Origin of the sequence: Methylocystis sp. (assembly GCF_046349115.1) — a bacterium.
In the GTDB taxonomy this organism is placed as follows: Bacteria; Pseudomonadota; Alphaproteobacteria; order Rhizobiales; family Beijerinckiaceae; genus Methylocystis.
The window spans coordinates 1-13,587 of record NZ_JAXMCX010000009.1 but is presented as its reverse complement, the minus strand read 5'-3'; the positions used below and the strand labels follow the sequence as shown (position 1 = coordinate 13,587).

Annotated in this window: 11 protein-coding genes; 6 read left to right on the top strand and 5 right to left on the bottom strand. The window is 64.0% G+C overall.

Going from position 1 to position 13,587, the window contains the following annotated elements; all coding sequences use genetic code 11:
* Positions 1–100: 100 nt before the first annotated feature.
* From U1E20_RS16130 to U1E20_RS16115, 4 genes are all read right to left on the bottom strand, one after another.
* On the bottom strand, positions 101–2,548 hold the full coding sequence (locus U1E20_RS16130) for a TonB-dependent receptor domain-containing protein (RefSeq protein ID WP_409981651.1): 2,448 nt from the start codon (positions 2,546–2,548) through the stop codon (positions 101–103).
* A 146-nt stretch (positions 2,549–2,694) separates the two neighbouring features.
* Entirely contained in the window at positions 2,695–3,156 is a 462-nt protein-coding gene (locus U1E20_RS16125; RefSeq protein ID WP_409981650.1) for a hypothetical protein, read from the bottom strand.
* Between the two features lie 63 nt (positions 3,157–3,219).
* The gene (locus tag U1E20_RS16120) at positions 3,220–4,251 is read right to left on the bottom strand and encodes a cysteine synthase A (RefSeq protein ID WP_409981649.1); all 1,032 of its coding nucleotides are present in this window, start codon (positions 4,249–4,251) and stop codon (positions 3,220–3,222) included.
* Between the two features lie 29 nt (positions 4,252–4,280).
* Positions 4,281–5,165 (bottom strand): aldose 1-epimerase family protein, encoded by an 885-nt coding sequence (locus tag U1E20_RS16115; RefSeq protein WP_409981648.1) that lies wholly within the window; start codon positions 5,163–5,165, stop codon positions 4,281–4,283.
* Positions 5,166–5,310: 145 nt separating this feature from the next.
* On the opposite strand from U1E20_RS16115, the gene U1E20_RS16110 reads away from it, so the two are divergent.
* Complete coding sequence (locus U1E20_RS16110) at positions 5,311–6,003, top strand: MarC family protein (RefSeq protein WP_409981647.1); 693 nt, start codon at positions 5,311–5,313, stop codon at positions 6,001–6,003.
* A 22-nt stretch (positions 6,004–6,025) separates the two neighbouring features.
* Here U1E20_RS16110 and U1E20_RS16105 read toward each other — a convergent pair whose 3' ends face one another.
* Positions 6,026–7,216, bottom strand: a complete 1,191-nt coding sequence (locus U1E20_RS16105; RefSeq protein ID WP_409981646.1) for a hypothetical protein — start codon at positions 7,214–7,216, stop codon at positions 6,026–6,028.
* 318 nt (positions 7,217–7,534) lie between these two features.
* On the opposite strand from U1E20_RS16105, the gene recJ reads away from it, so the two are divergent.
* From recJ to U1E20_RS16080, 5 genes are all read left to right on the top strand, one after another.
* Entirely contained in the window at positions 7,535–9,331 is a 1,797-nt protein-coding gene (gene recJ, locus U1E20_RS16100) for a single-stranded-DNA-specific exonuclease RecJ (RefSeq protein WP_409981645.1), read from the top strand.
* 279 nt (positions 9,332–9,610) lie between these two features.
* Positions 9,611–10,618, top strand: coding sequence for a septal ring lytic transglycosylase RlpA family protein (locus tag U1E20_RS16095; RefSeq protein ID WP_409981644.1), 1,008 nt, complete (start codon positions 9,611–9,613; stop codon positions 10,616–10,618).
* An 80-nt stretch (positions 10,619–10,698) separates the two neighbouring features.
* Complete coding sequence (locus U1E20_RS16090; protein ID WP_409981643.1) at positions 10,699–11,886, top strand: D-alanyl-D-alanine carboxypeptidase family protein; 1,188 nt, start codon at positions 10,699–10,701, stop codon at positions 11,884–11,886.
* Entirely contained in the window at positions 11,883–12,560 is a 678-nt protein-coding gene (gene tmk / locus U1E20_RS16085) for a dTMP kinase (RefSeq protein WP_409981642.1), read from the top strand. Before U1E20_RS16090 ends, tmk begins: the two co-directional genes overlap by 4 nt.
* A partial coding sequence (locus U1E20_RS16080) for a DNA polymerase III subunit delta' (RefSeq protein WP_409981641.1) occupies positions 12,557–13,587 on the top strand: 1,031 nt, incomplete at its 3' end. The genes tmk and U1E20_RS16080, both read left to right, overlap by 4 nt.

The following is a 13,587-nucleotide window of genomic DNA, read 5'->3' as shown; positions in this document are numbered from 1 at the left end:
CCTGCCGCATCCGCCACGAGCGGCGGACCCAAGGGCGCGCTGGAAGCGTCCGCCGCCATCCGTCGCTGACGTTCTCCAATGGCGCCGCTTTGGACAGGGACTAAAACGGCCGTGGCGCCAGATAGCCATCAAATATCGTGAGCGGCCCGCTGAGCGTCACGCGCACCGCAGGCGGGTCGACAGGCTTGAAATGGCGATCCATGATTCCGATCGACTCGCCGGGATGCGGGAACAGCAGCAGGTCCTGTCTGACAAAAGAGCCATAGCCATAGGCGACCGCGTCGCCGCGATTGTCGAGGATGTTGAAACCGTCGACTTGCGCCTTCCACCCGTTGTCGAAGCGATAGCCGAGGCGAGCGTTCAGCGTGCCCGCCGGAATCGATTGAATTTGTCCGTCCTCGGTCAGCGGCCGCGCGCCGAAGTAACGGTAACGCAGCGCGCCGAACCAGCCGGTCTTTTCGCCGACCTCGAGGCCGCCCGTCGCGACAACCGTCGGCGCATTGGTTAGAAAATTGCCAGGACTGTTGCCGCGCAAATTCCAGGGAAAGAGCATGTCTTCCGTCCCGCTCGTTACGACGCTGGAGTAGATCGCCTGCTGAACGGCGTCGTAGCCTCGAAACCGCGCGTGAGTGGCGGAGACTTCGCCGTCGAGACTGAGCCAGCTCGTCGGCGTGTAGCGTCCGGTCCATTCGAAGCCATACCTGCGGCTCGGCCGCCCGAATACCGTGGTGCCTTCGTCGCCCTCAAACAAATTCTCGGAGTCGAAGTCCTGCCACCACAGCGACAATGTTGTGTCCAAGCCCTCGATCAGGGCTTTGGTGCGGATGCCTGTTTCCGCGCCGCGGGTCTTCACCAGCAATGGCGTTGGAATGACCAGGCCCTGATCCGAAAATGGCGTTCCGTTGTGGGGGTCGAGCCGCTCGACCGAGCCGCGCGCGTCGCTGCTTTGCAGCCCTTCGCCGAAGTTGAGGAAGAACTCGGTGTTGTTGAAGGGTCCCAGCACCGCCCCGGCTTTCGGACTGCCCATGGTTTGCGCCTTGCTCCCAGAGTTGAATTGCCTCGTCCAGGCGAAGCAGTTCTCCGGATCTGCTCCGGTGACGCAGAAGCCGCCGCTGCCATCGCCGAACAATGGCGCGCCAAAGGGAGTCTGGAGCGAATTTGCCGAAGCCGCGAGATAGTCGAAGCGTCCGCCGACCGTCGTGCGCAACCATGGCGTCCAAAACAGCGTCGTGTCCGTCCAGAGGCTGACATTGCCTTCCTTGACATAGTCGTCACGGGGCGTGTCGAACGGGTTTCGCATAAAGGAATCCTGCAGACCGTTGCGAATATCATCATATCGCGCTTGCAGACCCACGCGGGTAACGACCGAGGTTTCGCCGAGCTTCCAGTTCAATCCATGTACGGCGTTCATGCCGATGATGGTGCGCCGGTCGAAGTTCTGGAACTGATCGCCAAGGACTGGATGCTCCAGAATGCCCGTCGTCATGTCCCAAAGATTGAGAGTCGTGCGAATGAGATAGCCTTCAACCCGCGAAAAGCCGTTCTCGTTTTTCTCGCTCCAGCGCGCCGACAGGCTGTAACGAGTCGAATTGCCATGCTGAGTGGGATCGAGCGTGCCCCAGCGGGAAAGCAGGCCTTCGTCGACCGTTCGCGCCGGAATCTGGTCGGTGGCGTTCCAGTGATTGCTATAGGCCATCGCGGTCAATGAAACGCCATCCGCCTGAGTGCCCCGACTCCAGCGAATGAATGAGTTGAGCTTCTTGGTGTTCTCGGCGATTTCCCAGGGGCCGTTATAGTGATTGGCCTCGGCGACGGCGAGCAGGTCGCCGCCCTGGACCGCCCACGAATTGGCGACGACCGAACGCGCCCATCCGAAGCTGCCGCCGGTGACCGACAGCAGCCCGCCAGGAACCTTGTCGACATATTGCATGTTCACCTGGCCCGCCGAGGCGAAAATGCCGCCGTCTGCGAAATAGGGGCCCTTGCGCACCTCGACCGTGCTGAACAGTTCGGGGATGACGAAATTGGCGTCGGCGTAACCCTGTCCATGCGCATGCGACGGCGCATTAATCGGCATGCCGTCGATCCACAGGGCAAGATCGTTGCCGTGGTCGAGCGCGAAGCCGCGGAGGAAATACTGCATCGCCTTGCCCGAACCCGAGTGCTGAGCGACGAGCAGACCGGGCGCGATTTCAAGAGCCTCGGTCGGTTGCGCGAAAGGTATCGCGTTGACCTGCGCCCCGGTGAAAGTTCTCGCGCTAGAGGAGGTGTCGGGCGCCTTGGGCTGCGACAGGGGCTTTCTCGCATCAGCCAAAGACCAGGGCACCGCCGCATTGGGGCCAAGGTCTGTGCTCGGCGTCGGGGCGCTGGGAACGCCGGCGGGAACCGCCCTTGCGGGACGCGGTCCAGGGGTCGCCGCGACCCTGGAAACGCGGGGCTTTTTGCCGCCGACGTCGATCGTCGGGAGACGCTGCTGAGCGAAAGCTCCACCGGCGGCGAGCGTCAGAGCGAGCAGGCTCGAGTTGAAGGCGAGCAGGTGGCGTGACATGGCGAATTTCCTAAACGGACGCGGACGACGCGCATGGAACATGGCGGCCGCGGAATGACCTAAAACGGGTTCGGACGCTTACGCTGAAGTGGCGGCTAGATTGCTGCTCGGGCGTAGCGCGTCGCGCGGCCAGGCGAGCAATCCGATCAGCAAATGACCGGCGGCGCGCGCGCGCGGTTCGCCTCGGCGAGAGTCGTAACCGGCTTCGATGAAGCGGGCGGCCTTGGGATGGCTCGCGCGGAAGTTCGTGTGGGAGCGCCAAGCCCGACGGCGAGGGGCGGAAACTCGACGCTGTCCGGGTCGCAACACTGGCAAAACGAACAGCCGCAATCATCCTTGGTTTTATTCGTGGGAGATTCATTGCTCCCCAAACTGGCGCCGGCGCAATGGTGAGCTTTAAGGATCAGCGTCGTCGTGACGGGCGCAAACTCGATCCGCCCGCCGATAAACATGGTCAGCGCGACAAGAATTAAGCAAAGCTTTGGGGTCAATCGCCGCATAACGAATCCAGCACAACCGCCCACGAACACATTGTTTAAATGAATAATTGAAGCAGAACTTGGCAAATGAACGAGGGAGGCGCCGAAGCGGGCATATTTCCGCGACATGTGGCGCTTTTGCCACTATCACGGCGCAGGACCGCTTCCCTCATCGAAAGCTTGCAACGCCGCTTATGCGAAGCCCGGATCGATCTCGATCGCCCCTCCGAGCCAGGGCGGCGCCGGCAGCTTCTGACTGCGCAGAAAGGCGGGGTTGAACAGTTTCGAGGCGTAACGCGCGCCGCCGTCGCACAGCACGGTGACGATCGTATTGCCCGGTCCCATGTCGCGCGCGAGGCGGATCGCGCCGGCCACATTGATTCCCGAAGAGCCGCCGAGCAGCAGTCCTTCCTTCTCGGCGAGATCGAACACGACTCGCAGCGCCTCGTCGTCCGGAATGCGATAGGCGACGTCGACCGGCGCGCCTTCGAGATTGGCGGTGATCCGGCCCTGGCCGATCCCTTCGGTGATCGACGCGCCTTCGGCCTTCAGCTCTCCGGTCGTGTAATAGGAGTAGAGCGCCGCGCCGAATGGATCGGCGAGCCCGATCTTCACGTCCGGATTTCTTTCCTTGAGCGCCATGCCGACGCCGGCGAGCGTTCCGCCCGTCCCACAGGCGCAGATGAAGGCGTCGACCCCGCCGTCGAGCTCTTCGTAAATCTCCGGCCCGGTGGTGGTGAGATGCGCGACGCGATTGGCGACATTGTCGAATTGGTTGGCCCAGACGGCGCCGTTCGGCTCTTCCTTGGCGAGGCGCTCGGCGAGCCGGCCGGACAGCTTCACGTAATTATTGGGATTGGCGTAGGGAACCGCGGGCACTTCGACGAGCTGCGCGCCTTGCAGGCGCAACATGTCCTTCTTTTCCTCGCTTTGCGTTTCGGGGATGACGATTACCGTCCGAAAGCCCAGCGCATTGGCGACGAGCGCGAGGCCGATGCCGGTATTGCCGGCGGTGCCCTCGACGATCGTTCCGCCCGGCTTCAACAATCCCTTGGCGCAGGCGTCTTCGACGATCGACAGCGCCGCGCGGTCCTTCACCGAGCCGCCGGGATTCATGAATTCGGCCTTGCCGAGAATGCGGCACCCGGTCGCCTTCGAGGCGGCCCGCAATTCGATGAGCGGCGTGCGTCCGATAGCTGCGATGACGCTGGAGGCGACGGTCATTCTCGATCCCCATTAGTGGCGGATCGTTCCTAACCGACCCATGCCTGACGCTCAAACGCGAAAATCGCGCCATGCCGGGCGCGCTCGCCGGGCGTCAGCAGCCTCATCGAGGGCTTTTCATAGAGATCGCCGCGAAATTCCTCTGGGTCGCCGTAGCCGGTCCACGGCTCGATGCACAGATAGGGCGCGGGCGGCAGCGTCCAAAATCCGACATGGGGGAAGTCTTGCAGCGTCACCGCAAGCCGCCCGCCCGCGCCATTGTCAAAAACGAGGCTGTGGCTGGCGAGGTTGAGAAAGCACAGCGCGTCATGCGCGAACATCTCCAGTTCGAGCGGCAGCCGCCGGCCCTCGAGCGGGGTTTTGCGGAGCGGCTTCGAGAACAGTCCGCCGGGGCCGATGATTGGAACGTCGGGGCGCTCCTCGGTCTCGAAGATGATCGCATGCGGGGCGTTGGAGCTGGCGAGCGGCCAGCGAAAGGCGGGATGCAGGCCGCAGGCATAGGGCAGGGGCCGCGAGTCGGTATTCGCGACGATCAGACTGTTTTCCAGCGCGCCGGCGTGGAGCCGGAATTCGACTTCAAAGCGGAAGGCGAAAGGATAGAGCGCGCGGGTCTCGTCATCGTCGACGAGCGCAAGGCGCAGATAATCGTCGCGGCGCTCCGCGACCTCGAAGCGCTTCTTCCACGCGAAACCGTGAAGCGCCAGCGGATAGGTTCGACCGTCGACGCGGATGCTTCCGTCGCGCGTCCAGCCGACGATTGGAAATAGCACGGGCGCCGTCTGATCCCAGATGTTCTGGTCCTTCGCCCAGATCATGTCGACGCCTTGCGCGCGCCAGGCGGCAAGCTCCGCGCCATGGGTCAAAATCTCCGCGCGGTCGCCGGAGAGATGGGTGAGCGCGATCATGTCGGTCATGGGCCAATCCTATCGTGACGGGCTAGCCCGAGCGAATGCTTAGAACAACGGCAATCTGCCGCTATGCCGCTTGAGCGGCTGCAGTCGCCGCAATATTGTCGCGCCGCCATGCCTCCCGCATGTCGAATGTCAATGAGAAGGGCTTATGACGATTAGCGGTTTGGTTGCGGATGTCGGCGCCGGGGTTTTCAGGATGGAAGTGACGCTCTTTTTCTCGACATTCACCACCTTGCTGGCGGTGATCAATCCGTTCGAGGTGCTGCCGGTCTTTCTGATGCTCCAGAGCGACAAGAGCAATGCGGAGCGACGTCACGTCGCTTTCATGGCCTGCCTTTATGCGCTGCTGCTGATCCTGTTCTTCCTGTTCTTTGGCGCGGTGATCTTAAAGATATTCGGCGTCTCGCTCGCCATGGTGCGCATCGCCGGCGGCATCGTGCTGACGCGAATCGGATTTGAACTGTTTCTGCCCTCGTCCGATGGAGAGAGCAGCCTCGCGCCCTCCGGCGCTGACGCCAATATCGCCTTCATGCCGCTTGCGATGCCGCTGATGATCGGACCAGGCCCGATCGCGACGGTTCTCGGCATGACGGCCACCATCGAGCATTCTTCCCATGAAGCGCTGGCCTTCGGCGCCATTCTCGCCGCGATTTTTCTCGCGGTCGCCGTGACCTACGGCTGTCTGATTTTCGCGACGCGATTGACCAAGACGCTGGGGCCGCACGGCATCGACGCGGCGACCAGAATCGTCGGCTTCTTCGTCTCGGCGATGGGCGTGTCGCTGGTGTTCAGCGGCGTGATCGACGCGTTAAAGTCGAACGGCGTCGGCGGACTGCATTAGGTCGGATCTTCGCCGCGGGAGATCAAAGCCCGCGCAAGGTCTCGCCCAGCCGCAGATAAATCTCGCGATGCGCGAGGCGCAGGCCGGGCACCCAGGGTTTGAGCTGCGCCCCGATCACGGCGTCGAAATGGTCGAACCGGGCTCCGATCGCCTTGTCGAGATATTCGTAATACCAGCGCCCCGGCTTCAGTCTTTGGCGTCTGAAGACGCCTTCGCCTCCCACCGGCTCCTCGCGCGCCGTAAACGGAAAGCGCTGCGATATGACGCTGACCGCGCCATCGTTGGGGCGCCACTGCGGCAGCGAAAGATCGCCGTCGCCCCAGCCATCGATCGGCGCCTTGGCGAATTTCGCCTCACGCGCCTGATACAGCGCCGGCTGCCAGAGCACCGGGTGAATGGTCGGATCAGGCCGCCAGCTCCTGCCAAAAAAGCCCGACGGGCGCGCATGTGTGGCGTTTGTGACGAGCGAGAAATAGTAGGTGCCGGGATGCGATCTGAACCGGGCGTTGGCGTTGCGGCAACCCTGCAGAGTCATGTCGAAGAGCAGATTGTCTTCGCCGGCGACAAAGGCGCCCGCGTCCAGACGCGCCATCGCCTGCGCACAGTCCGCTTCGCCTTCCGTCCACTGATCGAGATGAAGATCGAAAGGCTTGCGCATCGCGCTCGGAACGCCGGCGGCCATTCCCAGGAAATTGAATGACTCGGCGATGAGCTGGCTCGGCTTGCGCCTGAAACGGCCGTCTGCGTGGTCGCAGCCAAATCCATAGGGCAGCAAGGAGCCATTGATCGCGCCGGCGACGCTGACGACGCCTTCGATCCAGCCCGCGTTCGTGTTCCGGTCCCAGAAGTTCTCCTCGAGCAGCGCCTGCAACTGCAGGACGGTCTGGGCGCCGGCGCCATGGCCGACGAGGATCACGGGGTTCTTCTCCGACCAATCAGGGGCGAAAGGACTCGCATATTCCCGCGAATAACGGGCGTGGCGCGCCTCAATGCTGTGCAGTTCGCCATAGTCGACCCGTCCGCCGCCGATTTGGGCGAAAAGTTCGCAGGCGCGGTCGTGAAACGAACTGACCGGACCGACTTTCGCTTCATGGACCACGAAAGGTTCCCCGATCTGGTCGAGCGCGTCGCCCCAATAGGGCAGTCCGAACTCTCGAGGCCCCCAACCGAAGAAATCATGCACGAATATGACGTGCGTGGATTTAAGCGACATTCTCAGGTCCGACGTCGATAGAAAATCGAAATGACTAGGCGCTCGATGTAATGCGCCGAAGAGACGAAACGCTTTCGCCGAGCCTCGCTACGGCGTCGCGCCGCGACTAAACTTTATGGAATTCCCCCAGCCCAACGCCTCATCCAAATGCATGGAGAAAAACATCTATTATGACGCAACCAATTGACATAGGTGTCAAGTGAATTTTAACAGCGCAAGAACTGGTGATTTTTTTGCGTCGACGCTTTCTTCCCAGCTGGCGAGCGATGACGCTTGCGTCAGTTGCGGGCGACGCTTAGCCACTGTCTCGAGGCGGCAATGTCCGATTCGATCACTCCAGCTTTTCTCGGGGTCGAGCGTTCCGTGCTCGGCCGACGGTGGCGCGGGCGGCTCGACGCCAGAGGCGAGGCGCAGGCGCTTGCGCTGACCCAGGCGTATGGGATCGATGATTTTCTGGCGCGGGTGATCGCCGGGCGCGGCGTCACGGTCGCCGACGCCGAAAGCTATCTCGACCCCAAGCTGCGGGACCTGATGCCGGACCCGTCATTGCTGCGCGACATGGACGCCGCGGCCGCCCGGCTGGCGCGCGCGATCGAAACTTTTGAGCAGATCGCCATTTTCGGCGACTATGACGTTGACGGCGCCTGTTCCGCCGCGCTGCTCGTCGACTTTTGGCGCGCCGCCGGCGCGCCGACGCCCTTTCTGCACATTCCCGACCGGATCATCGAAGGCTATGGCCCCAATGTCGAAGCGATCCGCGACCTTTCGGCCCGCGGCGCGACGCTCCTGGTCACCGTCGATTGCGGAACCACCAGTCACGAGGCTTTCGCCACGGCGCGCGCCCTCGGCCTCGATGTGATCGTTCTCGATCATCACCAGGCGCCCGAGGTCTTACCCGAGGCGCTCGTCGTCAATCCCAACCGCCTCGACGAACTCTCGGGGCAGGGCGCGCTCTGCGCGGCGGGCGTAACGTTTCTGGCGCTCGCCGGCCTGTTGCGGATGCTGCGGACGCGCGGCTGGTGGCGCGAGGATCGCCCCGCGCCGGACCTCCTCGCGGCGCTCGATCTCGTCGCGCTGGCGACGGTCGCCGACGTGGCGCCGCTCGCGCGACTGAACCGGGCGCTGGTCGCCAAGGGGCTGATGGTGATGGCCGGACGATCGCGTCCGGGGCTTGCCGCGCTCATGGACGCCGCCCGTTTGGACGGGCCGCCACGCGCGCGCGACCTCGGCTTCCTGCTCGGTCCCCGCATCAACGCCGGCGGTCGGATCGGCGACGCCGGCCTCGGCGCGCGACTGTTGACCCTCTCCGACGAGGCCGAAGCGCGTCGCATCGCCGTCGAGCTCGATCGGCTAAACGGCGAGCGACAGATCGTCGAAAAGGCGACCTTGGAGCAGGCGAGCGCGCTCGCCGAAGCGCAATTGGCGAAATCGAATTTGCTTTCATGCCTCGTCCTTGAGGGCGAGGACTGGCATCCGGGCGTTGTCGGACTGATCGCGTCACGCTTAAAGGAGCACTTTAATATTCCAACATTTATTATTGCTTTTAATGGACAATATGGAACAGGTTCAGGAAGAAGTTTAAGCGGTGTCGATCTGGGTTCGGCGGTGCGCCGCGCCGTCGATCTGGGATTCGCGGTCAAGGGCGGCGGTCACGCCATGGCCGCCGGCGTGACGCTCGCGCGCGATCGGGTCGACGATTTTCGAGTGTTTCTCAACGAGACGCTCGAAGCTTCCGTCGAGGCCGCCCGGCGCGAGGACGCGCTGATCCTCGACGGCGCCCTGGCGGGGAGAGGAGTCAGTCTCGATCTGCTGCGGCGGGTCGAACGGGCGGGGCCGTTCGGGCAGGGCAATCCCGAGCCGATCTTTGTTCTGCCTGAACAACAGGTCGCCTTCGCACGGATCGTCGGCGCCGATCATGTCCGCGCCCGGCTGCGCTCGCGCGACGGCGCGACGGTCGACGCTATCGCCTTCCGCGCCGCGAATTCGCCGCTCGGCGGCGCGCTTCTTAAAGGGGAGGGCGCCGCGTTTCACGTCGCGGCGAAACTGTCCGGGAACGTCTTTCGCGGGGTTGAGCGCGTCGAGACACGAATCGTCGATCTCGCTCGGGCTCAATGACGTCGAATGCACTGTGGCGCGTTCGCCACAGCTTCTTTCAATCTCTCGACGCGAAGCCGTTTTGAACGCGACTGTCGCATTTTGGTCCCAATTGGGCAGCCTCCTGTCGCGAGCGTAACGGCGTTTAACGACAACTTCATACATCAACGAGAAAATCCGCGGGTCGCATTCGCGCGACAGTTTTACGTCGCGCCGAAAAAATGGAGAGGCGTCGCCATGCAACGCGTCTTTCATTGCTGACCGGCGGCGGCTCGAAGGATGAGGGCAAGGACCGTCAGGATGCGATCTGTCGTCTTCAAGACCGTTGTTTGTGAATGGCGCCCCATCCCCAGCCCGAAAATCTTCGCCAAACTCCTGCCTCTGCTCTGCATCGGCGCGCTCGCCGGCTGCTCTTCGACCGGATCGCACCGGACCGCGGGACTCGGCGGACTTGGCCAGATCGATCCCCGCTACGGCGTGCGGCCCAGTCCTCGGGTGATCGCGGAAGGCGAGGAAGTGCCGAAGGGCGGCGGCGCCTATATGGTCGGCAAGCCCTATAAAATCGCCGGCCGAACCTATTATCCGAGCGAAAAGCCCTATTCGGCGGTTGGAACCGCGTCCTGGTACGGTTCGGATTTCCACGGACGCCGCACCGCCAATGGCGAAATCTTTGACCGCGCGTCGATTTCCGCCGCTCATCCGACCATGCCGCTGCCGAGCTATGCGCGGGTCACCAATCTGCGCAACGACCGTTCGATGGTGGTGCGGGTCAATGATCGCGGGCCCTACCATGGCGGACGCGTGATGGACGTATCGCAGCGGGTGGCTGAGGCGCTCGATTTCCATGGCGTCGGGACGACGCGCGTCAAGGTCGACTGGATCGGACGCGCCGATCTTGAAGGCGACGACGACGCCAAGCTTTTGGCGACCCTGCGCGACGACGGCGCGCCCGCGCAGCTCGACGCCTCGCCATGGACAATGCTGGCTTCGGCGAGCGAGGCGCCGGCGCAAGCGGCGCGCGATGACGAAAGGGCCGAGGCGGCGGAACCCGCGGCGCGCGGCGCATATGAAAACCCTCAGACTTCCCGCGATCAGGCTCTCGCCTATGCCGGGGAGGATAAGCCGGCGCCGCTGCCGCCGTCGCGCGAGCAGGCGGGGGTCGACGAAGAGCCGGTCGCGTCAACCCGCAAGGCGCGGATGGCCGTCGCGCCGCTGCCGCCGGTCCGGCCCGCGCATTTTGGCGCCCGACAGGCGTCGTCGCGAGACGCCATCCGGCAGGCGCTGAACTCCTCGGTCAGGACCAACTGACGCGAGCATATCGAGATTGCATTTTTTGGCGCTGCGCGCCATCTTCTCCGCGCTGCGGCGTCAATTAGGGGAGCGCGCCCTTGCCGAAATTTCCGGTGCGATGCCTGATCCTGTCTATCCTTGCATTGGCGGGGCTGGGCGCCGATTTCGTCCGCGCCCAGGGCTTTCAAACCAGCGCCCCGAGCGCGATTCTGATCGACGCCGGCACCAACACGGTGTTGTTCGAGAAGGGCGCCGACGATTATCAGAAGCCGGCCTCGACCGTTAAAATTCTGACGGCTGAGCTGATCTTTCAGGCCCTGGCCGAAGGCAAGCTGAAGCTCGACGACCAATTCACCGTCTCGGAACACGCCTGGCGCACCGGCGGCGCGCCGGCCGGCGGATCGGCGATGTTCCTGCCGCTCAACAGCAGCGCCCGCGTCGAAGACCTGCTTCGCGGTCTGGTGATCCAATCCGGCAATGACGCGGCGATTACGCTGGCGGAAGGCTTCGCGGGTTCCGAAGAGGGATTCGTAACCCGGATGAACAAGCGCGCCGCCGAACTCGGCCTTGTCAAATCGCGCTTCGGCAATCCCTGGGGCATGGACGGTCCCGACCAGAAGGTGACGGCGCGCGAGATGGCGAAGCTCGCCGCCCATGTCATCAAGACTTATCCGCAGTTCTATGGCTATTTCGGCGAGAAAGAATTCACCTGGAACAAGATACGCCAGCAGAATCGCAATCCGCTGCTCACCATGAGCATCGGCGCGGACGGGCTGAAGACCGGCAATATCGACAAGGAAAGCGGCTATGGTCTGGTCGGTTCCGCGACTCAGGACGGCCGGCGCCTCATCGTCGCCATTTATGGCGCGAAGTCTGCCAAGGAGCGAGCCGAAGAAGCGCGGAAATTGCTGCAATGGGGATTCCGCAACTTCGAAGAGAAGGAACTGTTCAAGGCCGGCGAGCCGATCGGGCCGGCCCAGGTCTACGGCGGCACGCAGGGGTCCGTGCAGCTGACGGCCAAGGAAGACATCAAGGTGCTATTGCCGCGCGGCGCGAATGAGAGGCTGATGGGCAAGATCGTCTACGAAGGTCCTGTGCTGGCCCCGGTCGAAGCGGGGGCGGCGGTCGGCCGGCTCGAAATCAAGCGCGGCAATGCGGTGGTGCTGGAACAGCCGCTGCAGACCTCTGAAGCGGTCGAGCAGGGATCGCTGCCGCGGCGCGCCTTCGACGCCATCTACGAATCCGCCGCCGCCGCGATTCACCAGAAACTGTCCGGCAAGAAATGACCTTCCAGGCGACGCCCGAAAAAGGCCGCTTCATCACCTTCGAAGGCGGCGAGGGGGTCGGCAAGTCGACGCAGCTTGCGCGCCTCGCCGATCATCTGCGCGACTGCGGCTTGGAGGTGGTGACGACGCGCGAGCCGGGCGGCACGGATAAGGCCGAGAAGCTGCGCGATTTCCTGCTGTCCGGACGGGCCGCGCCGCTTGGCCCGCTCGCCGAGGCGGCGCTGTTTTCGGCGGCGCGCGCCGACCATGTCGAGAAGCTGATCGCGCCGGCCCTCAAGCGCGGGGCTTGGGTGCTGTGCGATCGCTTCGCTGATTCGACCAGCGCTTATCAGGGCGCGCGCGGCGGCGTCGACGCCAGGAGCCTGGCCCTGCTCGAAAGCGCGGCGGCAGGCGAGACGCGGCCGGACCTGACGATCGTGCTCGATCTCCCGGCGCGGGAAGGACTGGCGCGGGCGGCGTCGCGGCGTGACGGCGGCGAAAAGGTCGACCGTTTCGAGAGCGAGGACCCTTCCTTCCATGAAGGGCTTCGGCAGGCTTTTCTCGACATCGCTGAAAGCGAACCGGAGCGCTGCTGCGTGATCGACGCCGCCAGATCGGTCGACGACGTCGCGAGCGCGGTGCGCGCCGCGGTTCACGACCGTTTCCTTGCGCATGCCGCGCAAGCCGCTCAATGAGCCGCGAGGAAGCGACTCCCGAAAGCGACCGCTACGACGACGCCCCGCATCCGCGGGAGACTCTCGCTCTGTTCGGCCACGTCGAGGCGGAGCGCGAACTCCTCGACGCCTACCGCCGCAACAAGATGGCCCAAGCCTGGATCATCGGCGGGCCGGACGGCGTCGGCAAGGCGACGCTCGCCTGGCGGCTGGCGCGATATCTCCTCGCTCATCCTGAACCCGGCGCGGCGGCCGTGCAGTCCGCCGAAAGTCTCGCGGTCGCGGCGGACCATCCGGCTTCGCGCCGCATCGCGTCGCTGGCGCTCGCCGATATTTTTCTGCTGCGCCGCGCCTGGAACGAGAAGACCAAGAAGCATTTCACCGAAATTCGCATCGAGGAGGTGCGCAAGGTCATCCAGTCCTTCCATCAGGCGTCGGGAACCGGCGGCTGGCGGATCGCCATCGTCGACTGCGCCGACGATCTCAATCGCGCCAGCGCCAACGCGCTTTTAAAACTCATCGAAGAGCCGCCCGAACGCTCGCTGTTTCTGCTCGTCGCGCATCAGCCCGGCCGCATTCTGCCGACGATTCGCTCCCGGTGCCGCCGGCTGATGCTCGGCGCGTTGTCGCCTGAGGACACGATCGCCGCGGTGAACAGTCTCGGCCCGCCATGGTCTGAGGCGCCGGAATCCGATCTCATCGCCGCCACGGCGCGCGCCGAAGGCTCGGTGCGCGAGGCGCTGCGGTTGCTGGGAGATGACGGGGTCGCCTTCGACGCCGTCGTGCGAAAGCTGTTCGAAAGGCTGCCGCAGGTCGATTGGCTCGGCGCGCATATGCTCGCCGACAAGCTCACCGGCCGCGACAATGAAGCCGCCTATGAGACTTTTATGCGCGCGACGCAGCGGCATCTCGACGCGCGGGTAAGGGAGCTTGCGGGAACCAGCGCGCCGCCGATCCAATTGGCCGGCTACGCCCGCGCCTGGGAGGAGATTCGCGACGCCGCGCGCGAGACGGAAGTGTTCAATTTCGACAAGCGCGCTTTAGTGCT

Bases quoted from the DNA above. Each gene is read 5' to 3' on its own strand.
- U1E20_RS16110 (WP_409981647.1), top strand. From the start codon at position 5,311: ATGACGATTAGCGGTTTGGTTGCGGATGTCGGCGCCGGGGTTTTCAGG.
- U1E20_RS16125 (WP_409981650.1), bottom strand. From the start codon at position 3,156: ATGTCGCGGAAATATGCCCGCTTCGGCGCCTCCCTCGTTCATTTGCCA.
- U1E20_RS16130 (WP_409981651.1), bottom strand. From the start codon at position 2,548: ATGTCACGCCACCTGCTCGCCTTCAACTCGAGCCTGCTCGCTCTGACG.
- recJ (WP_409981645.1), top strand. From the start codon at position 7,535: ATGTCCGATTCGATCACTCCAGCTTTTCTCGGGGTCGAGCGTTCCGTG.
- U1E20_RS16115 (WP_409981648.1), bottom strand. From the start codon at position 5,165: ATGACCGACATGATCGCGCTCACCCATCTCTCCGGCGACCGCGCGGAG.
- U1E20_RS16120 (WP_409981649.1), bottom strand. From the start codon at position 4,251: ATGACCGTCGCCTCCAGCGTCATCGCAGCTATCGGACGCACGCCGCTC.
- U1E20_RS16095 (WP_409981644.1), top strand. From the start codon at position 9,611: ATGCGATCTGTCGTCTTCAAGACCGTTGTTTGTGAATGGCGCCCCATC.
- tmk (WP_409981642.1), top strand. From the start codon at position 11,883: ATGACCTTCCAGGCGACGCCCGAAAAAGGCCGCTTCATCACCTTCGAA.
- U1E20_RS16105 (WP_409981646.1), bottom strand. From the start codon at position 7,216: ATGTCGCTTAAATCCACGCACGTCATATTCGTGCATGATTTCTTCGGT.